At 73.1% G+C, this 26320-nt stretch carries 32 protein-coding genes; 17 read left to right on the plus strand and 15 right to left on the minus strand.

Annotation, left to right across the window (positions count from 1 at the left end):
* Positions 1 to 105 precede the first annotated feature (105 nt).
* Both ACESM1_RS16815 and ACESM1_RS16820 read left to right on the plus strand, forming a co-directional pair.
* Positions 106 to 1500: a cytochrome P450 gene (locus tag ACESM1_RS16815; protein WP_372621966.1), complete on the plus strand. Its 1395-nt coding sequence runs from the start codon at positions 106 to 108 to the stop codon at positions 1498 to 1500.
* Complete coding sequence (locus ACESM1_RS16820; protein WP_372621968.1) at positions 1497 to 2444, plus strand: lysophospholipid acyltransferase family protein; 948 nt, start codon at positions 1497 to 1499, stop codon at positions 2442 to 2444. The genes ACESM1_RS16815 and ACESM1_RS16820 overlap by 4 nt, the downstream gene beginning before the upstream one ends.
* 11 nt (positions 2445 to 2455) lie before the next feature.
* Here ACESM1_RS16820 and thiE read toward each other — a convergent pair whose 3' ends face one another.
* The 3 genes from thiE to ACESM1_RS16835 form a co-directional block, all read right to left on the minus strand.
* A complete protein-coding gene (gene thiE / locus ACESM1_RS16825; protein WP_372621969.1) occupies positions 2456 to 3088 on the minus strand; it encodes a thiamine phosphate synthase in 633 nt (210 codons plus the stop codon).
* Between the two features lie 74 nt (positions 3089 to 3162).
* Positions 3163 to 3888, minus strand: a complete 726-nt coding sequence (locus ACESM1_RS16830) for a TSUP family transporter (protein WP_372621971.1) — start codon at positions 3886 to 3888, stop codon at positions 3163 to 3165.
* Positions 3889 to 3966: 78 nt separating this feature from the next.
* Entirely contained in the window at positions 3967 to 4656 is a 690-nt protein-coding gene (locus ACESM1_RS16835) for a GntR family transcriptional regulator (protein ID WP_372621973.1), read from the minus strand.
* A gap of 97 nt (positions 4657 to 4753) precedes the next feature.
* Here ACESM1_RS16835 and dgoD point away from each other — a divergent pair, with 97 nt between their 5' ends.
* From dgoD to ACESM1_RS16880, 9 genes are all read left to right on the plus strand, one after another.
* Complete coding sequence (gene dgoD, locus ACESM1_RS16840; RefSeq protein WP_372621975.1) at positions 4754 to 5887, plus strand: galactonate dehydratase; 1134 nt, start codon at positions 4754 to 4756, stop codon at positions 5885 to 5887.
* A gap of 25 nt (positions 5888 to 5912) precedes the next feature.
* On the plus strand, positions 5913 to 7178 hold the full coding sequence (locus ACESM1_RS16845) for an extracellular solute-binding protein (RefSeq protein ID WP_372621977.1): 1266 nt from the start codon (positions 5913 to 5915) through the stop codon (positions 7176 to 7178).
* Between the two features lie 97 nt (positions 7179 to 7275).
* Positions 7276 to 8121 carry a carbohydrate ABC transporter permease gene (locus ACESM1_RS16850; RefSeq protein ID WP_372621979.1) on the plus strand — a complete coding sequence of 282 codons (846 nt, stop codon included), beginning with the start codon at positions 7276 to 7278 and terminating at the stop codon, positions 8119 to 8121.
* The gene (locus ACESM1_RS16855) at positions 8118 to 8963 is read left to right on the plus strand and encodes a carbohydrate ABC transporter permease (protein ID WP_372621981.1); all 846 of its coding nucleotides are present in this window, start codon (positions 8118 to 8120) and stop codon (positions 8961 to 8963) included. The genes ACESM1_RS16850 and ACESM1_RS16855 overlap by 4 nt, the downstream gene beginning before the upstream one ends.
* An 87-nt stretch (positions 8964 to 9050) precedes the next feature.
* Positions 9051 to 9575 carry a prolyl-tRNA synthetase associated domain-containing protein gene (locus ACESM1_RS16860; RefSeq protein WP_372621982.1) on the plus strand — a complete coding sequence of 175 codons (525 nt, stop codon included), beginning with the start codon at positions 9051 to 9053 and terminating at the stop codon, positions 9573 to 9575.
* A gap of 102 nt (positions 9576 to 9677) precedes the next feature.
* Positions 9678 to 10634: a tetratricopeptide repeat protein gene (locus ACESM1_RS16865; protein ID WP_372621984.1), complete on the plus strand. Its 957-nt coding sequence runs from the start codon at positions 9678 to 9680 to the stop codon at positions 10632 to 10634.
* Positions 10635 to 10743: 109 nt separating this feature from the next.
* Positions 10744 to 11403: an LON peptidase substrate-binding domain-containing protein gene (locus ACESM1_RS16870; RefSeq protein WP_372621986.1), complete on the plus strand. Its 660-nt coding sequence runs from the start codon at positions 10744 to 10746 to the stop codon at positions 11401 to 11403.
* Positions 11404 to 11432: 29 nt separating this feature from the next.
* On the plus strand, positions 11433 to 11633 hold the full coding sequence (locus ACESM1_RS16875) for a Trm112 family protein (RefSeq protein WP_372621988.1): 201 nt from the start codon (positions 11433 to 11435) through the stop codon (positions 11631 to 11633).
* A 7-nt stretch (positions 11634 to 11640) separates the two neighbouring features.
* Entirely contained in the window at positions 11641 to 12006 is a 366-nt protein-coding gene (locus tag ACESM1_RS16880; protein ID WP_372621989.1) for a gamma-butyrobetaine hydroxylase-like domain-containing protein, read from the plus strand.
* A 20-nt stretch (positions 12007 to 12026) separates the two neighbouring features.
* Here ACESM1_RS16880 and ACESM1_RS16885 read toward each other — a convergent pair whose 3' ends face one another.
* Positions 12027 to 12545 carry a hypothetical protein gene (locus tag ACESM1_RS16885; protein WP_372621991.1) on the minus strand — a complete coding sequence of 173 codons (519 nt, stop codon included), beginning with the start codon at positions 12543 to 12545 and terminating at the stop codon, positions 12027 to 12029.
* Positions 12546 to 12744: 199 nt separating this feature from the next.
* Between ACESM1_RS16885 and ACESM1_RS16890 the strand changes: the two genes are divergently transcribed.
* A complete protein-coding gene (locus ACESM1_RS16890; protein ID WP_372621993.1) occupies positions 12745 to 12999 on the plus strand; it encodes a hypothetical protein in 255 nt (84 codons plus the stop codon).
* A 127-nt stretch (positions 13000 to 13126) separates the two neighbouring features.
* On the opposite strand, the gene ACESM1_RS16895 is transcribed toward ACESM1_RS16890, so the two are convergent.
* The 6 genes from ACESM1_RS16895 to tsaD form a co-directional block, all read right to left on the minus strand.
* Positions 13127 to 13381, minus strand: coding sequence for a DUF1127 domain-containing protein (locus ACESM1_RS16895; RefSeq protein WP_372621995.1), 255 nt, complete (start codon positions 13379 to 13381; stop codon positions 13127 to 13129).
* A gap of 196 nt (positions 13382 to 13577) precedes the next feature.
* Positions 13578 to 14573, minus strand: coding sequence for an NAD(P)H-dependent glycerol-3-phosphate dehydrogenase (locus ACESM1_RS16900; RefSeq protein ID WP_372621997.1), 996 nt, complete (start codon positions 14571 to 14573; stop codon positions 13578 to 13580).
* 12 nt (positions 14574 to 14585) lie between these two features.
* Positions 14586 to 15416 carry a 23S rRNA (adenine(2030)-N(6))-methyltransferase RlmJ gene (locus tag ACESM1_RS16905; RefSeq protein WP_372621999.1) on the minus strand — a complete coding sequence of 277 codons (831 nt, stop codon included), beginning with the start codon at positions 15414 to 15416 and terminating at the stop codon, positions 14586 to 14588.
* Between the two features lie 58 nt (positions 15417 to 15474).
* The gene (locus ACESM1_RS16910) at positions 15475 to 15681 is read right to left on the minus strand and encodes a YMGG-like glycine zipper-containing protein (protein WP_372622000.1); all 207 of its coding nucleotides are present in this window, start codon (positions 15679 to 15681) and stop codon (positions 15475 to 15477) included.
* A 62-nt stretch (positions 15682 to 15743) separates the two neighbouring features.
* The gene (locus tag ACESM1_RS16915; protein WP_372622001.1) at positions 15744 to 16055 is read right to left on the minus strand and encodes a hypothetical protein; all 312 of its coding nucleotides are present in this window, start codon (positions 16053 to 16055) and stop codon (positions 15744 to 15746) included.
* 16 nt (positions 16056 to 16071) lie between these two features.
* Complete coding sequence (gene tsaD / locus ACESM1_RS16920) at positions 16072 to 17112, minus strand: tRNA (adenosine(37)-N6)-threonylcarbamoyltransferase complex transferase subunit TsaD (RefSeq protein WP_372622003.1); 1041 nt, start codon at positions 17110 to 17112, stop codon at positions 16072 to 16074.
* Between the two features lie 60 nt (positions 17113 to 17172).
* Between tsaD and hemC the strand changes: the two genes are divergently transcribed.
* From hemC to ACESM1_RS16940, 4 genes are read left to right on the plus strand one after another with little or no spacing between them, the layout of a single operon-like run.
* On the plus strand, positions 17173 to 18219 hold the full coding sequence (gene hemC, locus ACESM1_RS16925; RefSeq protein WP_372622005.1) for a hydroxymethylbilane synthase: 1047 nt from the start codon (positions 17173 to 17175) through the stop codon (positions 18217 to 18219).
* A complete protein-coding gene (locus ACESM1_RS16930; protein WP_372622006.1) occupies positions 18216 to 18977 on the plus strand; it encodes a uroporphyrinogen-III synthase in 762 nt (253 codons plus the stop codon). The genes hemC and ACESM1_RS16930 overlap by 4 nt, the downstream gene beginning before the upstream one ends.
* Positions 18974 to 20356, plus strand: coding sequence for a mitofilin family membrane protein (locus ACESM1_RS16935; RefSeq protein WP_372622008.1), 1383 nt, complete (start codon positions 18974 to 18976; stop codon positions 20354 to 20356). Before ACESM1_RS16930 ends, ACESM1_RS16935 begins: the two co-directional genes overlap by 4 nt.
* 13 nt (positions 20357 to 20369) lie before the next feature.
* Positions 20370 to 21644 carry a heme biosynthesis HemY N-terminal domain-containing protein gene (locus tag ACESM1_RS16940; RefSeq protein ID WP_372622010.1) on the plus strand — a complete coding sequence of 425 codons (1275 nt, stop codon included), beginning with the start codon at positions 20370 to 20372 and terminating at the stop codon, positions 21642 to 21644.
* A 237-nt stretch (positions 21645 to 21881) separates the two neighbouring features.
* Here the strand turns inward: ACESM1_RS16940 and lpxB are convergent, their stop codons facing one another.
* From lpxB to ACESM1_RS16955, 3 genes are read right to left on the minus strand one after another with little or no spacing between them, the layout of a single operon-like run.
* A complete protein-coding gene (gene lpxB / locus ACESM1_RS16945) occupies positions 21882 to 23057 on the minus strand; it encodes a lipid-A-disaccharide synthase (protein WP_372622012.1) in 1176 nt (391 codons plus the stop codon).
* Positions 23054 to 23944 (minus strand): carbon-nitrogen hydrolase family protein, encoded by an 891-nt coding sequence (locus ACESM1_RS16950; protein ID WP_372622129.1) that lies wholly within the window; start codon positions 23942 to 23944, stop codon positions 23054 to 23056. The genes lpxB and ACESM1_RS16950 overlap by 4 nt, the downstream gene beginning before the upstream one ends.
* A gap of 2 nt (positions 23945 to 23946) precedes the next feature.
* The gene (locus ACESM1_RS16955; protein ID WP_372622014.1) at positions 23947 to 24549 is read right to left on the minus strand and encodes a GNAT family N-acetyltransferase; all 603 of its coding nucleotides are present in this window, start codon (positions 24547 to 24549) and stop codon (positions 23947 to 23949) included.
* Between the two features lie 68 nt (positions 24550 to 24617).
* Here ACESM1_RS16955 and ACESM1_RS16960 point away from each other — a divergent pair, with 68 nt between their 5' ends.
* Positions 24618 to 24863, plus strand: a complete 246-nt coding sequence (locus ACESM1_RS16960) for a SemiSWEET family sugar transporter (RefSeq protein ID WP_372622131.1) — start codon at positions 24618 to 24620, stop codon at positions 24861 to 24863.
* Here the strand turns inward: ACESM1_RS16960 and ACESM1_RS16965 are convergent.
* A complete protein-coding gene (locus tag ACESM1_RS16965) occupies positions 24860 to 25891 on the minus strand; it encodes a CobW family GTP-binding protein (RefSeq protein ID WP_372622016.1) in 1032 nt (343 codons plus the stop codon). The two genes, ACESM1_RS16960 and ACESM1_RS16965, sit on opposite strands and share 4 nt — an antisense overlap.
* On the minus strand, positions 25888 to 26319 hold the full coding sequence (gene hisI / locus ACESM1_RS16970) for a phosphoribosyl-AMP cyclohydrolase (RefSeq protein ID WP_372622018.1): 432 nt from the start codon (positions 26317 to 26319) through the stop codon (positions 25888 to 25890). Before hisI ends, ACESM1_RS16965 begins: the two co-directional genes overlap by 4 nt.
* Between the last annotated feature and the right edge of the window lies 1 nt (position 26320).

Here is a 26320-nt window from a genome sequence, read left to right on the forward strand (position 1 = left end):
TCTCCGCCTCCAGCCAAAGCTGGACGCCTACGAATCACACCCTGCCGCGCCGCATCCAATCACAAGCCGATTCCAGCCTGGGCTACTCGGGTCTAGGGTCGGCCCATGCCTGACGACCTATGCGGCGCAAGTACCGCGGACGCCTATGTGCCGCCCTTTCCGCCGCGCCATCCGCGCACGCCGCGCCTCGACCGCCTGATCCGCATCGCGCGGCGGAACTACCTCGCCGTCTGGCCGGCGAGCGTCTTCCGCGACGACGTGGTGTTCCGCCGCATCCTCTTCCGCGACCTGGTCATCTGCAACAGCCCGGAGACGGTCGCCGAGGCCTTCGTCGAGCAGCACGAGATCTTCCAGCGCAAGAGCCCGCAGCACCGCAACGCGCTGGCGCCGCTGCTGGGCGACGGCCTGTTCGTCTCCGATGGTACGCTGTGGCGGGAGCGGCGGCGCGTCGTCGCGCCGGTCACTCATCCGTCCCGCCTGCCGGACCTGGCGCCGCAGATCACCGAGGCCGCCGCCGAATGCGCCGCCGCCTGGCGTCGCCATCCCCCGGACGCACCGATTGACGTGCTGGCCGAGATGGGCCGGCTCACCGCCGAGATCATCTGCCGCACCATCTTCGGCCGCAGCCTCGGCGCCGGCGCGGCGGCGCAGGTCGTCTCCGCCTTCGCCGAATACCAGCGGCTGGTGGACCAGGTGGACCTGCTGGCCATGTTCCCGGGCCTGGACCGCGTGCCGCGCCCGGTGGGCTGGCGCACCCGCGCGGCCGCGCGCCGCATCCATGCCGTGGTGGATCGCCTGATCGCCGACATCCTGGAAGGCGGCACCGGCGAGGCCTCGCTGATCCGGTCCATGGCGGAGGCCAAGGTGCCCGGCACGAACCGCCCGATGGACCGCCGCGCCTTCCGCAACGAGGCGATCGTGCTGTTCATGGCCGGCCACGAGACCACCGCCAATGTGCTGGCCTGGGCGCTGTTCATCCTCAGCCAGGATGCGCGCAGCGCTTCCCGCCTGGCCGAGGAGCTGCAGCGCGTGCTCGGTGGCCGTCCCGCCACGCTGGACGACCTGCCGCGCCTGGCTTTCGCGCGCGCGATCATCGAGGAGACCATGCGCCTCTACCCGCCGGTGCCGCTGCTTTCGCGCGAGGCCATCGCGGAGGGGCGGATCGCCGGGCGGGTGGTGCGCAAGGGCAGCATCGTGCTGGTCGCGCCCTGGATCCTGCATCGCCGGCCGCAGCTGTGGGACCGGCCGGACGCCTTCGTGCCGGACCGCTTCCTGCCCGGTGCGCCGCGGCCCTCGCGCCACGCCTATGTGCCGTTCAGTGTCGGGCCGCGGCTCTGCACCGGGTTGCATCTCGGCTTGGCCGAGGCGGTGATCTGCCTCGCCACGCTGTTCCAGGCGGTGGAGATGCGCCTCGAGCCCGGGCTGGAGGTGATGCCGGTCGCGCGGCTGACGCTGCGCCCGGGGGATGCGCTGCCGATGCGGCTGCGTCCGCGCGGATGAGCCTGTATCCGCCGCCCCCCTTCACCCTGCGGGAGGCCGCGGCGCGGCGCGCGCTGTGGCGCTACTGGGGGCGCGATCCGCTGCGCGGGCTGAAGGACGCGGTGATGCACGCGCTGCTGCGGCCGCTGCCGACCGAGGCGGTCTCCGCCTTCGGCGGCCGGCTCGGGCGTCGGCACGGGGCAGGGCGGCCCGAGACCTCGGCCACCATCCGTGCCTTCCTCGCCCGGTTGCGTCCGGCGGCCACGCCGGCCGAGGTCGCGGCGCTGGAGGACGGGCTGTGGGAGCATGTCGGCCGCGTGGTCGCCGAGTTCGTGGTGCTCGACCGCCTGTGGTCCGAAGGCCGGATCGAGGTGGAAGGTGCCGCGCGGATCGAGGCCGCCCGTGCCTCCGGCCGGCCGCTGATGTTCGCCGGACTGCACGTTGGCAACTGGGAGGCGATGCATGCGGGCATAACCGGCCTCGGCGTGGAGCTGGCCGGCATCTACCAGCTACTGCCGAGCCGCTTCGAGATGGCGATGGCGAACCGCGCCCGGCGCCGCACGCCGATCCGGCTGCTCGATCCGGTGCCTGCCAGCGCGCTGGAGGCGCGGCGCCTGCTGGCGCGGCGCGAGTCGGCGGTGCTGATGTATGTGGACGAGTATGTCCGCCGCCGTGTGCAGGCGCCTTCGCTCGGCCGGGCGCCGCGGGCGGTGGGCAACATCCACCGCCTGGTGCGGCTGGCGGCGTTGACCGGTGCGGCGGTGCTGCCGGTGCATGCGCTGCGGGTGGGGCGGGCGGCGCGCTTCCGGCTGGTGGTGGGGCCGGCGCTCGACCTCCGCCGAGCCCCGCGCGACGTGGCCGCGCTGGCGGCGGACCAGGCGGTGCTGGACGCAGCGGCGGAGGCGGTGGTGCGGGCGCATCCGGAGCAATGGCTGATGGCCACCTCCTTCCGCTGGGACCGCTGAGGGCGGGAGGTTCAGGCGGCGGCGATGGCCGCGTTCATCGCCCGCACGCCGGCGGCGGGGCCCTCCGGGTGGCTCCACACCGCGCCGATCACCGCCAGGAAATCCGCCCCCGCGCGGACCAGCGGCGCGCAGTTGGCAGGGGAAATGCCGCCGATGGCCACGCAGGGGATCTCGAACATCTCGGACCACCATTCCAGGATCTCGGGCTCCGGCTTGTGCACCGTCTCCTTGGTGGAGGTCGGGAAGAAGGCGCCGAAGGCGACGTAGTCGGCGCCCGCCTCGCCGGCTTCCATCGCCAGGTGGCGGCTGTCGTGGCAGGTGACGCCGATGGTGGCCTCGGTGCCGAGCAGTTTCCGCGCCGCGAGCAGGTCGCCATCCTGCTGGCCGAGATGCACGCCGTCGCAGCCCGACCGCTTCGCCAGCTCCATGCTGTCGTTCATCAGCACCGCGACGCCGCGCGACTGCGCCACCGGCAGGATCGCTGCCGTGGCGCGCAGGATCGCCTCGTCGGGTGCGCCCTTCAGCCGGATCTGCAGCGCCGCGACATCGCCGGCGTCGAGCGCGCGGGCGAGGTCCTCGGCGGCGAAGCGCGCGGGGTCCGGCAGGGCAGGGGGCGTGATCAGGTAGAGGCGGCAATCGGGCATGCGCGCGCTCTACAGGATCGGGCGCCGGTGGGCGAGGCGGTGCCGCGCCGCGGCCGGCGGCGCCCGCCGGCTCGCTACGCCAGGCCGCGCCAGGCCAGCTGCGCACCGAGCACGATCAGCGCGGCGAAGAACAGGCGGCGGAACACCAGCGGCGGGATGTGCTGGCGCAGATGCGCGCCGAGCCGCTGCCCGATCAAGGCCGGTATGACAGCAAGCGCCGAGCCGGCGGCGAGCGTGGCCGAGCCCGCGCCATGCCAGGCCAGCGCCGCGGCGAGCGCGACAGTCGAGATCAGGAAGGTGAGGCCGAGCGCCTGCACCAGTTCCTCCCGCGCCAGCCCCAGCGCAGCGAGCCACGGGCCGGCCGGAATGACGGAGACGCCGGTGGCGCCGGTGAGCAGGCCGCAGGCGAGGCCGGCAGGCACCGCCGTGGCACGCTCGGCGCGCGGCGAGAGGTGGAAGCTCGGCGTCGCGAGCCCCCAGGCCGCATAGGCGAGCAGCGCCGCGCCGAGCACCGGCAGCGCCGCCGCGCCCTGCGCGATGACGTAGCCGCCGGCAAGCGTGCCGGGGATGATGGCGAGGAACATCGACCAGAAGCGCCCGAGCAGCCGGCGCAGGTGCGGGCCGGTGGCCTGCGCGACATTGGTGACGATGCCCGGCAGCAGCAGCAGCGTGGCCGCCTCGGCGGGCGGCATGACCAGGGCGAGCAGGCCGATCGAGACCGTCGGCAGCCCGAGCCCGATCACGCCCTTCACTGTGCCGGCGAGGAGGAAGACGACTGTGACGAGAAGGGCTTGATCCATGCCGGGCAGAATGGACCAGGGCGCGGCGAAATGCTTCGGGGGTGGGCGAAATGGGCGGGCGGCGCGACGGCGTGGCGATCAGGACTCCGCCGCCAGCGCCTGCACCAGGTCGTCGCGGGCACCGACGACGTGCAGCCGCGCAACCAGTCCGGCGGTCCGGCTGTCGCGTGCCTCCACCGCCCTGACCAGCGCCTCGTGCTCGTGGACGATGCGGGCGAGCCGCGGCGCGCTGAAGCCGGTGCGCATGCGCAGCGCCTCGATGAGCCCCCGCCCGATGGTGATGGCCCGGCACGCCAGCGGGTTGGCCGCGATCTCGGCGACCAGCAGATGCAGCTGGCGATCCAGCAGGACGACCTGGCCGAGATCGCTCCGCTCCACCGCGGCGGCATGCGCCGCGATCAGCGCGCGCAGCCGCGCGACATCCGCCTTGCCGGCGCGCTCGGCGCAACGCTCCGCCAGCATGCCCTCCAGCGCCTCGCGCATGTCGTAGACGTTGCGGATGAACGCCGCGTCCACCGCGACGATTCGTGCGCCGCGATGCGGGCTGGTCTCGATCACGCCTTCGCCCGAGAGCACGCGGATCGCCTCGCGCACCGGCATCTGGCTGACGTCGTAGCGGGCGGCCAGCTCCTCCACGGTGATCCTGGCGCCCGGCTTGAGGGCCCCGCTCAGGATGTCGCCGCGCAGCCTGTCCTGCACCCGGTCGGCGGTCGTCGCCGCGCCGGCTGGGCCCTCGGCGCCCGCACCTCTCTTGCCGCGCTTGATCAAATCAAGCCCTCCTTACACCGAACGTGCTTGCCAGAGCGGCGCAATCTGATCAAATCTCGATCTGCCGGTCATCTCGGCCGAGGCGCAGGACCATCGCATGCGGATCATCAGCATCGACAGATTCACCCTCTGGGTGGACTGGTGCAATTGGATCCTGGTCCGCATCCGCACGGATGAGGGCCTGGTCGGCTGGGGAGAGGGCTCGCTGCATGGCGGCGTCGCGGCCGTCGAGTCGGCGATCGATGCCTATGCCGAGCATCTGGTGGGGCAGGACCCCGCCGGGCCGGAGCGGCACTGGCACCGCCTCTACAACATGTGGCGCTGGCGCGGCGGCTGCGCCTTCCAGACCGCGCTCTCCGCGCTCGACATCGCGCTGTGGGACCTGGAGGGCAAGCGCCTCGGCGTGCCGGTGCATCGCCTGCTCGGCGGTGCGCATCGCGATCGGGTGCGCGCCTATGCCAGCCATTGGCTGAGCGGCGCCGAGACGCCAGAGCAGGCCGCCGAAGGCGCGAGGGAGGCGGTGCGCCGCGGCTTCACCGCCTTCAAATGGCTCGCCGTGACGCATGAGCATCTGCGCGCCGGCGAGACCGCCGCCATCGACCGCGCCACCCGGCTGATGGCGGCCGCGCGGGACGCCGTCGGGCCCGGCGTGGACATCATGGTCGAATGCTCCGAGTTCCTCTCGCCGCGCGCCGCCGAGCGGCTGGACCGCGCGCTCGCGCCCTACGATCCATTCTGGTTCGAGGAGCCGATCCCCTACGAGAACGCCAGGGCGATGGCGCAGCTGCAATCCCGCATCCGCACGCCGATCGCCACCGGCGAGCGCCTGCTCTCACGCCACGAGTTCCGCGAGTTGCTCGAGCTCGGCGGCTGCCGGGTGCTGCAGCCCGACATCATGCATTGCGGCGGCTTTACCGAGATGCGGCGCATCGCCGCCCTTGCCGACACCTGGTACGTCCCGCTCGCGCCGCACAATCCGGGCGGTCCGATCTGCGTCGCCGCCTCGCTGCACCTGGCTGCAGCGATTCCGAACTTCCTGATCCTGGAACAGATGGAGCCGCAGCGCGCCGCACGCGACCGGCTCTCCCATCCAGCGCTGATCCTGGAGGACGGCCATTTCCACGTGCCGGACGCGCCGGGGCTCGGCGTCGAGCCGGATGTTGAGGCCATCCAGGCCATCGCCGCGCGACCGCAGCCACGGCGCGAGCGCACCGGCGCCATCTACACCTGAAACGAAGGAAGGGGAGGACATGACGATGAACCGACGCCAACTGCTCGCCGCCGGCACGGGCGGTGCGGCCTTCGCGTGGTCGGCCGGCCGGGCGCCCGCCTATGCGCAGGGACGCACCACGCGCATCCTCTACTGGTGCTGGAGCGAGCACGCGCGCGGCGCGCAGGCGGTCTATCCGAAGTTCCGCGAGCAGAACCCGGATATCGAGGTGGAGATCGTCAACCTCAATCCGCAGGAGATCCAGGACAAGATCCTGGTGGCGATGGCAACGGGCGTCGGCGCGCCGGATGTCGGGCTGATCATCGAAAGCCGCTTCCCGAGCTATCCGGCCACCGGCGGGCTGCTCGACGTGACCGACCACGTCGCCCCGCGGGAGGCGGATTTCTCGCCGCGCCTGCGCAACCGGCTGCAGCACCGCGGGCGCTATTTCGGCTTCCCCTACATCCAGAACGTCGCGGTGATGTTCTATCGCCAGGACTACTTCGCCGAACGCGGCATCACCGCGCCGATCGAAACCTGGGAGGAATGGGTGGAGGCCGGCAAACGCATCCGCGACCGCCAGCGCAACATCTACATGCACCAGGTCTCGCCCGGCGCGGTCGGGTTCGGGCCGCTGATCGGCTATCTCGAAGCCTCCGGCACGCAGCTCTTCAACGAGGAGGGCCGGATCATCCGCAACAACCGCCAGGGCGCGGAGGTGCTGCGGACCTACCACGACATCGTGCGCAAGGATGAGATCGCGCTGCTCGTCACGCACAACTCGCCCGAGCATTTCGTCGCCATGCGCACCGGGCGCATCGCCGCGCTGCATTCCGGCAATTGGGGCCTCGATCGACTGGAGCGCGAGGCCGCGGCCGATGCGGGCAAGTGGAAGGTGCAGTTCTGGCCCCGCTGGCGGCGCGAAGGGCCGCCGGCCATCGGCACCTGGGGCGGCAGCGTGCTGGTGCTGCCGCGCGCCAACCGCAACCATGCGGCCGCAGTGAAATGGGCGAGCTTCCTCTCGGCCGAGAAGGAGGCGCAGATCGGGCTTTGGCAGAACGGCTACGGCCTGCCGACCTCGGTCGCGGCGCTCGCCGATCCGCGCATGCGCGAGCCGCAGGCCTTCCTCGGCCAGTCCATGTACGAGGCCTCCGTGCTCGGGCGCGAGGTGAACTACCTCAACCTGGTGCGCGACTGGCCGCGGGTGCAGATCGAGATGGGACGGCAGCTGGACGCGATGTTCCAGGGCCAGAAGGCGCCGGAGCAGGCCTGGGCGGATTTCGAGGCCGCGATGGGCCGCCAGTTGGGCTGACGCGATGCCGCGGCGCGCGACGGGGGGCGATGCACCGGGCCGGCTCCGCAGCCGGCCCGGGCGCCGCCCCGCCTCGTGGCGGCTGCGGCGCGCGCTGGTGCCCTACCTGTTCCTGACGCCGTTCTTCCTGCTGTTCGGCATCTTCTGGGCCGGCCCGATCCTCGCCTCCTTCGCCTATTCCTTCACGGAGTGGCGGGGCATCACCGCGCCGGAATTCGTCGGCCTGCGCAACTACGCGGACCTGTTCGCCGACGAGCGCTTCTACACCGCGCTCGGCAACACCTTGTGGATGGCGGCGCTCTACGTCGTTCTCGCGAACCTCGCCGGGCTCTCGCTCGCCCTGCTGCTCGATGCGCCCTGGATGCCGACGCGGCATCTGTTCCGCACCGCCTTCTTCCTGCCGATGACGATCTCCATGGTGGTCACCGCGGTGATCTTCCAGCTGATCTATGCCGGCGACATCGGCCTGCTGGCCAAGCTGCTCTCGGTGTTCGGGTTGGAGGGCCCGGCCTGGTTGCGCGATCCCGCGACCGCGCCGCTGGCCATCGTCGCCATGCGCGTCTGGCGGACGATGGGCTACTACGCGATCATCTACCTGGCCGGCCTGCAGGCGGTCTCCTCCGACCTGAAGGAGGCGGCGCGGCTGGACGGCGCTTCCGAATGGCAGGTGATCCGCCATGTCATCCTGCCCGGGCTGAAGCCGGTCATGCTGTTCTGCGTGATCCTGACCACCATCTCCGCGCTCGAAATGTTCGACGAGCCGATGGTGCTCACCCAGGGCGGGCCGGGCGACGCGACGCTGACGGCGGTGATGTATGTCTACCAGCAGGGCTTCCAGTTCCTGCAGCTCGGCTACGCGGCGGCGGCCTCCTATGTGCTGACGCTGGTCATCGTGCTGATCTCGATCGCGCAGAAGCTCTGGCTCGGGGAGAAGGACCGATGATCCTGGCGCGGCGCGGCAGCGCGCAGGATCCCTCGCCCGTGCTGCGGCTCGGGCTGCTCCTGGCGCTGTGCGCCCTGCTGTCGGTGGTGTTGATGCCCTGGGTCTGGGCGCTGCTCTCCTCCTTCAAGCCGCGCTCCGAGATCATGTCCACCGGCTTCCTGCCGGAGGTCTGGCATCTCGGGAACTACCGCGACCTGTTCGCCACGACGATGTATCCGCGCTGGCTGCTCAACAGCGTCATCGTCTCGGTCTCGGCGGCGATGGTCGGCATGGTGTTGTGCAGCACCGGCGGCTACGCCTTCGCCAAGTTCCGCTTCCCCGGCAAGACGCTGCTGTTCTGGATGGTGATCGCCTCGGTCTCGATCCCGCCCTTCACCACGGTGATCCCGCTGTTCGGCTGGATGGCCAAGCTCGGGCTGCTGAACACCTACCTGGTCCTGGTGCTGCCCTTCGCCGCCAGCGCCTTCGGCCTGTTCATGATGCGCCAGTACATGTCCACGCTGCCCGACGAGCTGATCGAGGCAGCACGCATCGATGGCTGCGGCGAGTTCCGGCTGTTCCTGACGGTGATCCTGCCGCTGTCGCGCCCGGCGCTCGGCACGGTGGGGATCCTGATCTTCATCGCGTCATGGAACTCGTTCATCTGGCCGCTGGTCTTCATGCGGAGCGAGGAGATGTTCACGCTGCCCGTCGGCATCGCCGGGCTGAACAGCGAGCAGATGGCGGAGTACGGGCTGATCATGGCCGCCGCCGTGGTGTCCTGCCTGCCGATGCTGCTCGTCTTTTTCGCCATGCAGAAGCAGATCATCGCGGGCCTGACCTCCGGAGCGGTGAAGGGATAGCGGGCGACTTCCGTCGGGCAGGCGTGACGGGGTGGTTCACTTCCCCTCGCGGCGCCGATGCACCAGAAGATGGCGACTCCAATCCCCATGCCGGTCGCCATGCCCGAAACCCCCGAAGCCCTCCTCGCCAGGCTCGACGCCCTCGGCATCGCGCACCGCACCGTTACCCATCCGCCGGTCTTCACCGTGGAGCAGAGCAAGGCCCTGCGCCCCGATCTGCCGGGCGGGCACTCGAAGAACCTGTTCCTCAAGCCGCAGAAGGGTGACGGGCCGTTCCTGCTTGCGGTCCTCGAGGAGGACCGGCGGGTCTCCGTCAATGCGCTCGGCCGCAGTCTCGGGCTGCCGCGGGTCGGCTTCGGCTCGGCCGAGGAATTGATGGCGCAGCTGGGTGTGGAACCGGGCTCCGTGACCCCCTTCGGCATGGTCAACGCCCGCCCCGGCGCGGTCCGCGTGGTGTTCGACCGCGAGCTGATGCAGGGGTTCGAATGGGTGAATTTCCACCCGCTCACCAACGCCATGACAACGGCCATCCGGCCCGCCGACCTGCTGCGCTTCCTGCGCGAGCTCGGCCATGCGCCGGAACTCGCCGAGCCGCCCGCCGCCGCGCCCTGACCACGGATCGTGGCCGCGTTGCGCATACCGCCGGGGGGGGCCATTGCCCTCCGCCCCGGCGCTGCGCATGTATCGCCGCAACAGACTGGGGAAAGCCCGACCATGGACGTGATCTTCGACCCGACCCGCCAGCCCGCCCCCGGCGGCACCGCTTCCGGCCCCGGCGCCGCCGACCTGATCAAGGACGGCGACCAGCGCACCTTCATGCAGGACGTGGTGGAGGCCAGCCGCGAAACCCCCGTGCTGGTGGATTTCTGGGCGACCTGGTGCGGCCCCTGCAAGACCCTTACGCCCACGCTCGAGAAGGTGGTGCGGGCCGCCCAGGGCCGGGTGCGGCTGGTGAAGATCGACATCGACAAGAACCGGCAGCTGGTCCAGCAGCTGGCGCAGATGGGGCTGCCGCTGCAGTCGGTCCCCACCGTCGTCGGCTTCGTCCAGGGCCAGATCGCCGACCTGTTCCAGGGTGCGCTGCCCGAGGGCGAGGTCAAGAAGTTCGTCGAGAGTCTGCTCAAGATGGGCGGCGGCCAGCTGCCGGGGGCCGATCTGCTCGCCGAAGCGAAGACCGCCGCCGAAGCCGGCGACCACCGCACCGCGCTCGAGCTCTTCGCCGCCCTTGCGCAGGCGGAGCCGGAGAACGCCGAGGCCTTCGCCGGCCTCGCCCGCGCGCTGATGAACCTCGGCGAGGAGGAGCAGGCGCAGCAGGTGCTCGACCAGGTGCCGGAGAAGGTCCGGGAGCACGCCGAGGTCGTCTCCGTCCGCTCGGCCCTGCAACTGGCGATCGAGGGCCGCAAGGCGCGCGAGAAGCTCGGCGAGTTCGAGCGGCGCTTGGCGGCCGACCCGGACGACCATGCCGCACGGATCGACCTGGCGGTGGCGCTGAACGCGATGGGTGAGCGCGGCAAGGCTGTCGATTCGCTGATCGAGGCCATCAGGCGCGACAGGTCGTGGAACGACGAAGCGGCGCGCAAGCAGTTGCTGAAGTTCTTCGAAGCCTGGGGATTCGATGACGCCGCGACCCTTGCGGGACGGCGGAAGCTCTCCACCCTTCTGTTTCGCTGAACCGCGTCTGCGCGGGCCTGCACGCCACCCCGGGCGGCAGGCCGGGGCGGCGCAGCCAGGCCGCCAACCCGGTGCGACCGGGACGGGCGATGCGGCCGAGCAGGAGATGATGCCCGCCTTCCATCCCGCCTTCGCAGATCTCCCCGGGGAGATCCCGATCTTCCCGCTCCCCGGCGCGCTGCTGCTGCCGGAAGGGCGGCTTCCCCTCAACATCTTCGAGCCGCGCTACCTCGCGATGATCGAGGATGCGCTCGGCTCCGGCCGCATGCTGGGCATGGTGCAGGGCGATCCCTCCCTGCCGCGGACGGAGGCAGGCTCCCAGCTGTTCCGCGTCGGTTGCCTCGGCCGCATCTCCTCCTTCTCGGAGACCGATGACGGGCGGATGCTGATCACCCTGACGGGCGTGATCCGCTACCGGATCGAGGCGGAGATCGAGGGCCTCCGCGGCTACCGGCGAGCGCGGGTCGAGTATGGCGACTATGCCCCCGACCTCGCCGTCGGCCGCGCGCCGCCGGCACTGGACCGCGAGGCGCTGCTGGGTGCGCTCCGGCCGTACTTCCGCGCCCGCGGCATCGAGGCGAACTGGGACGCGGTGGAGCAGAGCGGCGATGCCATGCTCGTCACCACCCTCAGCATGGTCTGTCCCTTCGACGTGCGGGAGAAGCAGGCGCTGCTGGAGGCGCGGGGCACCGAGGAGCGGGCGCGGATGCTGGTCGCGCTGATGCAGATGGACAGTCACGGGATGGCGCCGGACAGCCGCCCAAGCTAAACCGCGCCAATGGCGAGAGGATGCAGGGCATGAGCGGCGAGGCAGGTGCGGCGACGGCTGCGACGGTTGATCCGCGGCTGCTGGAGATCCTGGTCTGCCCGGTGACCAAGGGTCCGCTGCGCTACGACCGCGAGAAGGCGGAGCTGGTCAGCGAGAAGGCGGGGCTCGCCTATCCGATCCGCGACGGCATCCCGGTGATGCTGCCCGAGGAAGCCCGCAAGCTCGACTGACCCGGCCGTGCCGACTCCCACCGAGATCCGGCTCAACCGCGCGGAGCAGGTGCTGCACGTCACCTTCGAGAGCGGCGAGCACTTCGCGTTGCCTGCGGAATACCTGCGGGTGGAAAGCCCCTCTGCCGAGGTGCAGGGGCATGGGCCCGGCCAGCGGGTGATCGTGCCGGGCCGGCGGCATGTCGGCATCATGCGGGTGGAGCCGGTCGGCAACTACGCCGTCAGGCTGGTCTTCGACGACCTGCACGACACCGGGATCTATTCCTGGAGCTACCTGCACGAACTCGGTCGCGAGCAGGCGGAGCGCTGGGCGGCCTATGAGCAGGCCCTGGCCGCCAAGGGCCTGAGCCGGGACCCGCCGCGCCGGGGGTGACGCGGCAGGTCCCGCCCCGGTCAGTGCCGGGTGACGCGGGAGGCGCGGGCGGGGGCGGGCTTGCGCTTGGTGACCGGCGCCTTGCGGCGTTGCGTCGCCGCCCGAAGCTGCGCCGCGGGCTTGCCGCGCTTGACGGCCGGTGTCGGTGCGGGTTGCTCCCTGGTCTGCCGTGCGGAGCGCATGGCGGGCGCCGGCGCGTCCGGGGCCTCCGCCGGCGCCGCCGACAGTTCGACCGTCTCGGCCATCGCCTCCAGCTGGATCTGCGGCATCGGCGCGGGCTCCGGCGCCTCCTGCTCCGCGGCCTGTGGCTCCGGCGTGCGGGTCTGCGCTTTCGGGGCCGGCGTGGGGGTCTGCAGCGCCTGCATCCAGCCGGCCGCCCAGAACTGCATCACCTGACGGTTGAAATCCGCCATGACATCCGACTGCTGGCGGGCGAAGGGTCCGAGCCATGCCTGTCCCCACGCCGTCGCGACGGAGCGTGAAGCGGCCAGCCATGGGCCGAGGAAGGGGTTCGCCTGGAACAGGGGGTTGGCGTTCATGCCGTGTCTCGCTTTGCTGCTGATCCCTGCAATATGGTGCATCGCAGCATGAATTGCGACCGCGGCCGGCCGGGCCGCTGCTGACGAAAACCGGAGCATCACGCCTGCGACATCCTCATGTTGCAGTGCAGCGCAGCCGCGGGTAGCCTTCCGGCCTGTTCCCGGCGAGGCGTTCGGCCTTGCGATTGCGAGGTGCCGTGTGGGTCGCCTGACAGCCGTGTCGTTCAAGCCCTATCGTGGGCACCAGCTCGAACTGCGCGACAGCGGGCGGATCGGCTGTGCGGTGATCATTCATCCGCCCGGCGGCCGCGGCTCGCCGCACCAGGTGACGGCCGGCAAGCCGGACGCCACGCTGGCGGATCTCATCGCGCAGGCCAAGGCGATGATCGACGCGGTGCTCGGGCCGCGGCCGCCGATCGTCGTGCGACCGGGATACGGCCGCCGCGCGATCTAGCCCGCGATCGCCCTGGCGTGCACGCCGCAGGCGGGCACGCCAGGGCGTGAATCGCCGGCTCGAAGGGACTGGAACAGAGATGCCCGGACACAGTCCGGGCAACTCGGGTCCGGCACCGACTGCCTGCTCAGACGCGCAGCCGCCGCGCATCGCCTTCCGCCCGCTCGCGCGCTGCCACGAGGCCGGCGCGCAGGTCCCAGCGGGTGACGCCGATGTCGCGCAGCGTGGCGTCATCCAGCCGGCGCAGTTCGCTCATCGTGCGCCGTGCCGCCAGCCACAGGCGGGTCCGTGCCACCAGGCGGCTGGCGAGGCGGTCCAGGCGGGGGCCGGCGGGCACGTCGTGCGCGTCGCCGGGCAGGTGGATGTAGGCGGGGATCTGCATGGTCTTGCTCCGTCACGAGGCCCCGGCCGGCCCGATGCCGGGCGGGGGCGATGTGGCGGATGCTGACGTTCCGGCATTGCGGCGTGATGTCGCGCATGGCGGGGCAGGCGGGGAATTAGGTTGCGCGCATGTCAGCCGGACCCCGCTTCGCGCGGCGCGCATGTCGAGGATGGCGCGGAAGGTTTCGCGCGGCCGGCTATTCGTCCCGGCGCGGCCTGGCGAGCAGCCGCCCCATGGCGTCGCCGACCGAGAGCCGCCCGGCCAGCAGCTCCGCCACCGCGGCACAGATCGGCAGCTCGATGCCCACCTCCGCGGCGCGGGCGACGATCGCCGGCGCGGTTTCGACGCCCTCGGCCACGCCGACACGGCTGGCCATCGCATCGGCCAGGCTCGCCCCGCGCGCCAGCTCGACGCCGAGCGAGGTGTTGCGGCTGCCCGGGCCGGTGGTGGTCAGCAACAGGTCGCCGAGGCCGGAAAGGCCCGCTGCCGTCTCCGCACGCCCGCCCAGCGCGACCGTCAGGCGCGACAGCTCCGCCAGCCCGCGCGTGACCAGCCCCGCCCGCGCATTCTCTCCGAGCCCGGCGCCGATCACCGCGCCGGCGGCGATGGCGATCACGTTCTTGGCCGCGCCGCCGACCTGCACCCCCATCGGGTCGTCGCCGCCATAGATGCGGAAGCCGGCGGTGCCGAGCAGGTCGCCGGCCACCTGGCGCAGCCCGGCATCGGTGCTGGCCAGCACCGCCGCAGCCGGCAGCCCCTTGGCGATCTCATGCGCGAAGTTGGGGCCGGAGAGCACCGCCGCCGGCGTTGCCGGGCGGAGTTCCGCGATCACCTCCAGCGGGAAGCGCAGGGTGCCGCGCTCCACGCCCTTGGCACAGGCCACCAACGGCGCGCCGGTGTCGGGCAGGGCGTTCAGCACCGGGCGGAGGAACTGCGCCGGCACTGCGACCAGCACCACCAGCGCATCGGCGAGTGCCGCGGCGGCATCGGTGGTGACCTCGATCGCCGGCGAGAGCCGCATGCCCGGCAGGTAGGCGGCGTTCTCACGCGTCTCGGCCATCGCCGCGGCGCGATCCGGGTTGCGTGCCCAGAGCCCGACCGCATTGCCCGCCCGCGCCGCCTGGATGGCAAGCGCGGTCCCCCAGGCGCCGGCGCCCAGCACCGTGATCCGCCGCCTTGTGCGACCCGCCATCGGGGCGCCTCCCTATCTTTCCACGGTGACGCGGGTCACCGTTGCTGCTTCGCCATCCTCGCCCCGGGAGAGGCGGGCGAGCAAGGCATCGAGGATGCGCCGCGCCTCAAGCTCGAAGCCGAAGGGCGCATTGGCGACCAGCAGGCCGCAGCCGTTCAGGCGCGTGGGGTCCGTGGGCTCGCGCAGGGTGAGTTCGCAGGCCAGGCAATCGGCGACCTCCGCCTCCCGCAGCGCGGCGTGGAAGGCGCGGACAGGCGCGCGGTGCTTCACCGGATACCAGGCCGCGACCACCGCGGCGCGGAAGCGGTGGCGCAGAACGGCCAGCGACGCGGCGAGGCGTTCGAACTCGCCGTCCTGTTCGAAGGGCGGGTCGATCAGCACCAGGCCGCGGCGCTCGGGGAAGGGGGTGAGGGCGGTCAACGCCTCCCAGGCGTCGCGCCGATGCACGGCGACCTGCGGATCGCCGCGGAAGCGTGCCTTGAGCGTCGCGGCGTCCTCCGGGTGGAGTTCGCAGAGCATCAGCCGGTCGCCGGGGCGCAACAGCCGGTGGATCAGCGCCGGCGAGCCGGGATAGCGGCCGGGAAAGCCCTCTGCCCGCACCTGCGCGAGATAGTCGGCGAGCACGGGGTCGTCGCTTGCCGCGACGCGGCCGATGCCGTCGCGCCACTCCCCGGTCCGCTGCGGCTCCGGCGCCGAGAGGTCGTAGCCGCCGGTCCCGGCATGGGTATCGAGCACGGCGAAGGGCTTGTCCTTCGCCAGCAGGCCGCGGAGCAACGCGACCACCAATGCGTGCTTGGCGCAATCCGCGAAGTTGCCGGCGTGGAAGGCGTGTCGGTAGTTCACCGGCGGCGGTTAGCCGCGCGGGGCTGGGTGCGCAAGCCGCGCCCCCAGCCGGTTGCGGTCAGCGCGCGGTGGCAGCGCCGCCGAGCGCGCCGACGCCGCCGCCGATCAGCGCGCCGGTGCCGGCATTGCCGGACATCGAGCCGATCGCCGCGCCGGTGCCGGCGCCGAGCAGGCCACCGCTGGCGGCGCGCGAGGTCGGTGAGCTGCCGCAGGCGGCCAGAGTCAGGGAGAGGGCGGCCAACAGGGCCAGGGGTGCCATGCGCATCTGATGCTCCTTCAGCGTCCAGGCCCGGAACGCACTGTGGGGCGGAAGGATGCGCGGCGAAATCATGGCACGTCGGCGCCCAGCGCGGCGGCGAGCCGCGCCGCCTCGTCCAGCACGGCGCGGCCGAGCGGGCTGGCAGGCGGAATCCCGGGGCCGAGCAGCGCCTCCGGCGGCTCCGCCAGCCTTGCGGCAACGGCGCGGGCGGCTTCCGGCTGGCCGCGCAGCAACGCGGCGAGGGCGAGGCGCGTCACCGTGCCATAGGCCTCCATCTCCAGCTGCTGCCGGCGGATCTGCATCAGCAGGTCCGTGATATCCTTCAGGGTCTCGCGCAGGTCCTCGCTGCGCATCGGCAGGGAGCGGGGCTTGTCGGCCATGGGGGGCTTGGTTCCGTCAGGCTGCGAGGTCTTGGAGGGGCCAGCGCGGCCGCGGCGCGTGGTCGAGCGGGTCGGTGAGGCCGGCGCGCAGCCGCTCGATGCCGGCCCAGGCGACCATCACCGCGTTGTCGGTGCAGAGCCGGATCGGCGGCGCCACCAGCGGCAGGCCGGCGCGCGCGGCGACCTCGGCCAGGGCCGTGCGCACGGCGCCGTTCGCCGCCACGCCGCCGGCCACGACCAGCGCCGTCGCACTTGGCACCATGGCGAGCGCATGGCGCGCACGATCGGCCAGCGTGGCCGCGACCGCGGCCTGGAAACTCGCCGCCAGGTCATGGCGTCCCCGCTCGTCGAGCCCCTTGGCGACAAGCTGCGCCACCGCCGTCTTCAGCCCGCTGAAGGAGAAGTCGCAGCCCGGCCGGCCGAGCAGCGGGCGGGGCAGGGGGAAGCGCTTCGGATCGCCCTCGGCCGCCAGCCGTTCCAGATGCGGGCCGCCGGGCCAGGGCAGGCCGAGCAGCTTGGCCGATTTGTCGAACGCCTCGCCCACCGCGTCATCCAGCGTGGTGCCGAGCCGGCGGTGCCGCCCGACCCCCTCCACCGCGACGCACTGGCAATGCCCGCCGGAGAGCAGCAGCAACAGATAGGGGAAGGCGAGGCCCTGTGGGCTGACCATCGGCAGCCGCGGCGAGAGGGCATGCGCCTCCAGGTGGTTGATCGCTAGGTAGGGGATGCCGCGCGCCGCGGCGATGCCCTTGCCAAGCGTGGCGCCGACGATCAGCCCGCCGATCAGCCCCGGCCCCGCCGTGGCCGCGACCGCGGCGAGCCCGGCGGGCGTGGTGCCGGCTTCGGCCAGCACGCGGCGCACCAGGGCCGGCAGGTGCGCGAGATGGGCGCGGGCGGCGATCTCCGGCACCACCCCGCCAAAGGGGGCATGGTCGGCCAGCTGGCTCAGCACCGCCTCGGCCAGCACGGTGCCATCGGCGCGCAGCACGGCGGCAGCCGTCTCGTCGCAGGAGCTTTCAAGGCCCAGCACGAGCGATCCGTCCCGCAGGACAGGCATGGCGGCATCCCCAGCCAGCACTTCCGTGGTCTCCCTGACGGTTCTATGACGCGCGCCAACATGTCGGTAGCCCATCCGCACGGCGCAGCCCATCCCGGCGCGCATCCCCAGGCCGGTCCACGGGCCGCGGCGCATCCGCAGGTGCGGCCGCATGTCCATGCGCTGCCGCTGCGCGTCGGCACCCGCGGCTCGCCGCTGGCGCTCTGGCAGACGCGGCATTTCCTCGCGCTGATCACCCGGATCTGCCCCGTGCTGCGCGACGCCAAGGCGTTCGAGGAGCACGCCATCGCCACCTCCGGCGACCGCATCCAGGACAAGCGGCTGGCCGACATCGGCGGCAAGGGGCTGTTCTCGAAGGAGATCCACGAGGCGCTGGCCGATGGCCGGATCGATTTCGCGGTGCACAGCCTGAAGGATCTGGAAACCGAGCTTCCCCCCGGCATCGTGCTGGCCTGCACCCTGACGCGTGAGGATGCACGGGACGCGCTGATTCTCGGTCCGTCCTGCAGCCCGGTGGACCCGGCCGACCCCTATGGATGCCTGCCGGCAGGCGCGGTGGTCGGTACCTCCTCGGTGCGGCGGCAGAGCCAGATCCTGCACGCCCGGCCCGACCTGAAGGTCGAGATGATCCGCGGCAACGTGCAGACCCGGCTGACCAAGGTGCATTCCGCCGACGGCCCGGCGGCCTCGTTGCTGGCGCTGGCGGGGCTGCGGCGCCTCGGCCTGGAGGAGCAGGCGGCGGTGGTGCTGGACCCGGAGGCGATGGTGCCCGCGGCCGGGCAGGGGATCGTCGGCGTCACCGTCCGCGCCGACGATATCGAACTGCACGAGCTGCTTTCCGCCATCGAGGACACCGAGGCGCGCGCCGTCTCCACCGCCGAGCGGTCGCTGCTGGCGGCGCTCGATGGGTCGTGCCGCACCCCGATCGGCGGCCATGCACGCCTGCTGCCCGATGGTCAGCTGTTGCTGACCGGCCTTGTCGCGCGGGCTGATGGGTCCTTCCTGCTCAAGCGTGCGCTGCATGGCGACCCGAAGGAGGCAGCGCGGCTCGGGCGGGACCTCGGCGAGAGCCTGCGGCGGGACAGCCCGGCCGACATCTTCGGGTGAGCACCGCCCCGTCCGTGCTGGTCACCCGGCCGGAGCCGGGCGGTGCGGAGACCGCGGCCCGGGTCGCGGCGCTGGGCTGGGAGCCGGTATTGGCACCGGCGCTGGTGCTGCGCCCTCGCGCCTTCGTGATGCCGCCTGCCCACGCATTGCTCCTGACCAGCCGGGCCGCCGCCCGCGCGCTGCCCGCGCCGGTTCCCGGCCTGCCGATCCTCGCGGTGGGCGACGCGACGGCGGCCGAGGCGCGCGCAAATGGGTGGCCGCTGACCGAGGCGGCGGCCGGCACCGCCGAGGACCTCGCCCGCCTCGCCGCCGAACGCCTCGATCCGGCCGCCGGGCCGCTGCTGCTGGCTGTCGGTCAGGGCTATTCGCTGGACCTTGCCGGCGATCTGCGGCGGCGTGGATTTCGCGTCATCCGCCGGATCGCCTATGCCGCGGCGCCGGCCGCATCGCTGCCGGAAGCGGCCGTCCGGGCGGTGGCGGCGGGACGGGTCGGTGCCGTGCTGTTCCACTCGCCACGCTCCGCGCTGTGTGCGATGACCCTGCTCCGGGCCGCCGGTCTTGCGCCGGCTGCGTCGCGCATGGAGGTGCTGGCGATCAGCCGGCGGGTGGCCGAGGCCGCCGCCGCAGCCCTCGCTCCCCTGGCGTGGCGCGCCATCCGCGTCGCCGACCGGCCCGAGGAAGACGCGTTGCTGAGGCTGCTCGGCAGGCGGGACGCCCCCGCCCGCGCCGGCGGTCCTACCCCGTCAGGAGAGTCATGAGCCCGCCAAAGCCCTCCCCCAGCTTCCTTGATCGCCTGCGCCAGTTCGACCCGACGGTCCTGCCCATCGTGGTGGCCGTCATCGTGCTGATCGGCGCGGTGGTCTGGCTGCTCGGCCGGCCGCTGCCGCAGCCCGTCGCCGGGCCCGATCCGCAGACCGCGCAGGACGTCGCCGTGCTGCGCGAGCGCCAGGCACAGCTGGAACAGCTCGCCGGCCGCGTCGCCGCGCTGGAGGGGATTGCGCCGCGCCTCTCCGCGCTGGAGGGCCGGCCGACCCCGCCCGCGCCGGATCTCGCGCCCCTGCGCGAGGGGCTCGCCGCCGCCACCGGCCGGGTCGAGGCTGCCGAGCGGCGGGCGCAGGCAGCCGAGCAGCAGGCGCAGGCCGCGGCCGAGCGGGCCCAGGCGCTGGCGCAGCAGGTGCAGGCCGCCACCCAGCGCGCCGAGGCAGCCGAGCAGCGCGCCGCGGCGCTGGAGGAGCGCGTCGCCGCCACCGCCCGCGACCTCGCCGGGCGCCCGCAGCTGGACCCCGCCACCTTGGCCTCCCGCGCCGCCGTCGAGCAGCTGGCGAACCGCGTCGAGGCGCTGTCGCGCGAGTTGCAGGCAGCCGGGGCGCAGACCCAGCAGCGGCTGGCCGCCACCGAACAGGCGATCGGCGGCTTCGCCGGCCGCGTCGCCGCGAACGAGGCGGCGCTCGCCTCCCGCGCGCAGACCTTCGAGCAGCAGGCCGGGCGGATCGGCCAGTTGGAGCAGCAGCTCGCGGGCCGGATCGGCAATGTCGAGCAGCAGCTCGCCGGCCGCATCCGCGAGCTCGAGGGCCAGCTGACCCAGCGCGGCCAGGCGCTCGAACAGCAGGCCCAGCGCCTCGCGACGCTGGAGGCTGCGGCGCAGCGCCTCTCGGCGCTGGAGGGGCGCTCGGCCCGGATGGCGGCGCTGGATGCAGCGCGGCTCAGGCTCGATGCCGGCCAGCCGCTCGGCCCGGCGCTGCGCCCGCTGCAGGATCCACCGCCGGCGCTGAGCCGCTTCGCCGAGGCGGCGCCGCCGACCGAATCGCAGCTGCGCCTCTCCTTCGACGAGGCCGCACGGGCCGCGCTCGCTGCCAGCGAGCCGGCGCGGGAAGGCGCCGGCGTGCTGGACAGCGCGGTTTCGCGCCTCTCGGGCCTGGTGACGGTCCGGCGCGGCGAGGAGGTCCTGTGGGGCGACGCCGCCGCCGCCGAGATCGAGCGCGCCCGGCGCGCCGTCGAGGCTGGCGACCTGCAGGGCGCGCTGCGCTTCCTGTCGCGCCTCTCCCCGCCTGCGAAGCAGGCGATGGGCGACTGGATCGCCCAGGCCGAGGCGCTGGTCGCGGCGCGCGACGCGCTGCGCCAGATGGCCGCGGGCTGAGGGGCGCCCCCGGATGCGTCGTGCCCTCGTCTATCTCGCCCTCCTCGCGCTCGGCGTGGCGGGCGTGCTCTACATGGCCCGCCTCGGCGGCGCGGTGGAGATCCGCGTCGGCGATGTGCAGGTCATCGTGCCCTTCGCGGTGGCCTTGCTGCTGCTGGCCATCTTCTTCCTGGCGCTGCACCTGACGCTCGCCGCGATCGCCGCGCTGCGCCGCTGGCCGGCGAAGCGGCGCGCCAAGCGGGAGGCGCGGCATCGCGTCGAGGGGGAGGCGGCGGTGACCCGCGCGCTGGTGGCGCTGGCCGCCGGCACGCCGGAAGTCGCCCGGCTGGAGGTGCGCCGCGCGCGCGACCGGCTGGGCGATACGCCGCAGACCCTGATGCTGACCGCCGAGGCGGAACGCCTGGCCGGCCGCGAGGAGGCGGCGGCCGAGGCCTTCCACGCGCTGGCGGCGCGCCCGGATTCGCGTTTCCTCGGCCTGCGCGGCCTGCTGCGCCAGGCGATCCAGCGCGAGGATTGGGCGACCGCCCAGCGCCTGGCGCGGGAGGCCGAAGCCGCCCAGCCCGGCGCCGCCTGGCTCCGCCAGGAGCGCGAGACGCTGGCGCTGCGCACGCGGGATTGGCGCGAGGCGCTGGCGCTCGCTGCCCCCGGCACCGCCCAGGCGCCGCTTGCCCTCGCCGCGGCGAGCCAGGAGCCGGCGGAGGGTGGCCGTGCCGCGGAACTGGAGCGGCAGGCCTTCCAGACCGATCCCGGCTTCGCCCCCGCCGCGCTGGCGCATGCCCGCCGCCTGAAGGAGGCCGGCAGCCCCCGCCGCGCCCGGCAGGTGCTCGAGGAAGCCTGGAAGGCGCGGCCGCATCCGGACCTCGCCGACGCCTATATCGGCGCCGAGGCCGATCCGCTGCAGCGGGTGAAGGCGGCGGAGCAGCTGGTGCATGGCAACCCGCGCCACCCGGAGAGCCATCTGCTGATCGGCCGCCTCGCGGTGGAGGCCGGCCTCACCGGCCGCGCCCGCCAGGAGCTGGAGGCGCTGACCGCAACCGGGCAGGCCGACCGCCGTGCCTTCCTGGCGCTGTCCGACCTCGAGGAGGCCGAGGGCGGCGACACGCCGGAGACCCGCGCGGCGCAGGCGAAATGGCTGCGCATGGCGGCCACCGCGGCACCGGAGCCGCGCTGGCGCTGCTCCGCCTGCGGCACCGACCAGCCGGCCTGGGCGCCGGTCTGCCCGCACTGCCAGTCGGTCGGCACCATCGGCTGGACGAGCCCACAGCTTCTGCCGGTGGCGGCGGGGTAGGCCGGCGGGCCAGGCCCGGTCCGGAGCCCGGCGCGCCTGGTCCGGATCAGGCGTCGCACGGCACGCTTAGAGCGGCGTGCCGAAATGCTGGTGCATTTCGGCCTTCAAACGCCAGCGCCGCTCCGCGGCTCGGCTTCGCCGCACTGGCGGCGGCGGCCATTCGGCCGCTCGGCCAGCGTCGCCGGCCGCAGGTCAGAATATCGGCACGTCGCTCTAACGGCTGCTCCAGGAGCGGCTTCACGACTCCGGGCGATTCCGCCCTCCGGCGATCTGCTCCAGCACCGCCTCCGCTGCCGCCTCGCTCGGCGCGAGGCCGGGCGGGTGGAGTTGCGCCAGCACGGGGGCGAAGGCGGCGCGCTGCGCGGCGGCAGCTGCGGGGTCGGTCAGCAGGCGGTGCAGGGCCTCCGACAGCGCCTCGGGTGTCGCGCGGTCCTGGATGAATTCGGGCGCGATTTCGCGCTCGGCGAGCAGGTTCACCAGGGATGCGAAGCGCACCTGCACCAGCCGGCGGACGATGGCGGCGGTGATCGGGTTCACCCGGTAGGAGACGACATGCGGCACGCCGGCCACCGCCATCTCCAGGCTTGAGGTGCCGGACTTGATCAGGCCCGCGCCGCCGGATTGCGCCGCGGCGGCAAAGGCGTCGTGCTTGGCGGCCAGGGTGTCCACCAGGACCGGGCGGCCGGGCCAGTCGGCGACGCCGGCGCGAACCGCATCCGCCACCACCGGCGAGACGGCAATGACGGCGCGCAGCCCGGGGATGCGCGCGGCGAGCAGGCGGAGGGCGGCCCCGAAGATGGGCAGCAGGCGCTTCGCCTCCATCCGCCGGCTGCCGGGCATCACCAGCAGCAGGGCCGCGTCCGGCGCGATGTCGTGGGTGGCGCGGAAGCGCGCGGCATCGCCGGTGCCGGCGCCGCTTTCCAGCACCGGGTGGCCGACGAAGCTGGCGGGGATGCCGGCCGCCTCGAAGATCACCGTCTCGAAGGGCAGCAGGCAGAGGATGCGGTCCACGCGCGCGCGGATCTTCGCCACGCGGCCGGGTCGCCAAGCCCAGATCTGCGGCGCGACGTAGTGCACGATGGGGATGCCGAGCGGCCTGACGCGCTCCGCCAGGCGCAGCGCGAAGCCGGGGCTGTCGATGGTGACGATCACCGTGGGGCGACGGGCGGTGATGTCCGCCACCGTCTCGGCCATGCGGCGGGTGAGGTTGCGGAGGTTGGGCAGCACCTCGATCAGGCCCATCAGGGCGAGCTCGCGCATCGGGAAGAGGCTCGGCATGCCCTGCTCGGCCAGTCGCTCGCCGCCGATGCCGGCGAAGGCCAGGTCGGGGCGGCGGGCGCGGAGCGCGGCGAGAAGGCGGGCGCCGAGCGCGTCGCCGGAGGCTTCGCCAGCGACGATGTAGACCAGGCTCACGCGAAGTCCGCTGCGACGGTGGGCGGGTAGGGTGCGCGCGGCCAGTCGCGGTGGTTGCGCACGGCGCCATGCTCGCGCACCTCGGCGATGCGCGCGGGGTCCAGCTCGCAGAACAGCCATTGCGCGGCGTCGAGCTTGCCGGCGGCCAGCACGCCATCGGCGGGGAAGCCGCGATCGGGCGGGCAGAACACCGCCGCGTGGCCGTGGTTGATGTCGAGTGCCGCCGACCACGGCGCCTCGCCCACCGTCGGCGTGCAGGCGACGTAGCACTGGTTCTCGATGGCGCGCGCGGCGGCGGAGACGCGCACGCGGGTGAAGCCATGCAGCGTGTCGGTGCAGCTCGGCGCCAGGATTAGCCAGGCGCCGGCCTCGACCTGGGCGCGGACGTGCTTGGGGAACTCCACATCGTAGCAGATCGAGACACCGAGGCGGCCCCAGGGCGTGTCGAAGACGCGCGGCGGGGCGCCGCCAGTGATGCCCCAGCGCTCGGTCTCGAAGCGGGTCATGGCGCGCTTCTCCTGGAAGGCGATGCGGCCATCGGGGGTGATGAGGGGCGCGCGGGCGATGACGCGGTCGCCGTGGCGCATCGGCAGGGTGCCGGCGAGCAGCCAGATGCCGGCGCGCATCGTGGCGGCTCGCATCGCGCCGAGGATGGCGTCCGCGTGCGCGACCATGGCGGCGAGCTCGGTGGGCTCGTCGGTGGTCGCGCGGCCGACCAGGGCGGCGCCGAGCTCGACGGCGGCGTATTCGGGCAGGACGCAGAGATCGGCGTGGCCCTTCGCCTCGGCGAGCCAGCGGTCGAGCTTGGCGCCGAAGGCCTCGATCGAGGCCGGCTTCTCGACGGGATACTGCAGCAGGCCGAGGCGGAGCGTCCGGGGCTCGGGCAGGCTCACGCGTCGAGGTCCTTGATCCAGCAGGAGAGGGTGTGCGGTGTCTCGGCGTCCGCGCCGACCTCCTTCCAGTCGAAGGTGACGGTGATCTCCGGGCGCGGGGTGTAGCCGCGCTTGCGCCAGAAGGCGTCGAGCGGGACGTAGTCCGCCGGGCGGCGGGGATCGTCGGGGTCGCGGACCACGGCGCAGAAGGCGGCGAAGCGCAGGCCGAGCGAGCGCGCATGCGCCTCGCGCTCGGTGAAGAAGCGCACGCCGGCGCCGCGGCCGCGGTATTCGGCGAGCAGCACGGATTCGCCGAAATAGCAGAACTGCGCCGGGTCGAGGCCGGCGGCCTGGAAGCTGCGGCGGACGGGCTCGTGGCCCTCGCTCATCGGCTCGCAGGTCGCGGCACCCACCACCCGCACGCCGTCGCGGCAGACCACCACCACGGCGCCGGGTGCATCGGCATAGGCGCGGAGATAGTCGCGTTCGTACGCTTCCTCGCCTTCGTAGAGGTAGGGCCAGCCGCGGAACACGATGGTGCGCAGCCGGGCGAGGTCCGGCAGCAGCGGGTGCAGCGCCGGGCCGGCCAGGGTCTCGAAGGTGAGATGGATTTCGGCCATGGGGGGATGCATAGGGATCGCGCCCGCCCTGGGGAAGGGCCGGGGAGGGGGAGAGGCGCTTGGATCCGGTGGAGGCGATCGGCGGGATCGCGGGGGTGCTGACCACTTCGGCCTTCGTCCCGCAGGTGGTGCGCACCTGGCGCACGCGCTCGGCGCGGGATTTCTCGCTGGGGCTGCTGTGGCTGCTGGTGCTGGGGAACTGCCTCTGGCTGACCTATGGCGCGCTGACCGGCTCGGCGGCGCTGGTGGCGGCGAATGTCGTGACGGTGCCGCTGACGCTCTACCTGCTGGGGATGAAGCTGCGGCAGGGTTAGCCGGCGATCGCCGCCTTCTCCTCGGCGGCCCGCAGGAAGGCGGCGAGACCCTCCTCCACCACCTGCGGGTCGAGGTCGCGCAGGATGAAGACGAGGCGGGAGCGACGGGGCTCGCCGGGCGGCCAGGCGGGCAGGCGGCGGGGCGGGTGGAACACCGACTGGACGCCATGGACCACCACCGGGCGGTCCTCGCCGGCGAGATCCAGGATGCCCTTCACGCGCAGCACGGAGGCGCCGCGGGTCATCGCCAGCATATCGAGCCAGCCGGCGATGCCCTCCCATGGCAGGGGGCGGTCGTACTCCAGGCAGAGGGCGCGGATGCGCGCATCGTGGCGGTTGGGGTCGTGTGCGTGGTGGTGATGGTGGTGGCCGGCGGCGCCGATCCAGCGCGCGACATCGGGCGCCTTGGCGGCGGGGTCGAAGGGACCGGCGGCGAGAATCGCCTCCGGTGCCACGGCGCCCTGCACGGCCGGGATCACCGGCGCGACCGGATTGAGCGCCTGCAGCCTTTCGGTGAGCGCCGCGACCTGCTCCGGCGTGGCGAGGTCGGTCTTGCTCAGCACGATGCGGTCGGCGACGGCGGCCTGGCGCACCGCCTCCTCCTGCGTGTCCAGCGTGGCATCGCCGGCGACGGCGTCCACCACCGTCACCACGCCATCCAGCGCAAAGCGGGCGCCGAGGCGGGGATCGGCCATCAGGGTCGCCAGGATCGGGGCGGGATCGGCGAGGCCGGTGGTCTCCACCACCACGCGGCGGATCACGCGGCCGGCGAGGATGCGCTCCCACAGGCCATCGAGGGCGCGGACGAGGTCGCCGCGTACGGTGCAGCAGAGGCAGCCGGCGTTCAGCAGCACCGCCTCGCCGTCCAGCCTTTCCACCAGAAGATGGTCGAGGCCGATCTCGCCGAATTCGTTGATCAGCACGGCGGTGTCGGCCAGCGCCTTGTCGCCGAGCAGCGCATTCAGCAGCGTGGTCTTGCCGGCGCCGAGGAAGCCGGTGAGGACGGTCAGCGGAACCGGGGTGGTCATCGGCCGTACAGCGCCTCGGGGGCCACTTCCGGCGCAGTGATCTCGGCCAGTTCGCCCTCGCGCAGCGCCCGGAAGAAGCAGCTGCGGCGGCCGGTGTGGCAGGCCACGCCGGTCTGGTCCACCAGGGCCAGCAGCGCATCGCCGTCGCAATCGAGGCGGAGGTCCACCAGCTTCTGCACCTGGCCGGAACTCTCCCCCTTGCGCCACAGCGCGCCACGCGAGCGGGACCAGTAGGTGACGCGGCCCGTCGCCAGCGTCTCGGCCAGCGCGGCGCGGTTCATCCAGGCCATCATCAGCACCTCGCCGGTGTCGTGCTGCTGCGCGATGCAGGCGACGAGCCCGGCGTGATCGAAGCGCACCGCATCCAGAAGCTGCGCGCGGGCGGCGGGCTCCATGGCATCGGGTGGGGTGACGGGAAGCGAGGGCATG

This window comes from Falsiroseomonas sp., from assembly GCF_041690465.1.
GTDB lineage: Bacteria > Pseudomonadota > Alphaproteobacteria > Acetobacterales > Acetobacteraceae > Falsiroseomonas.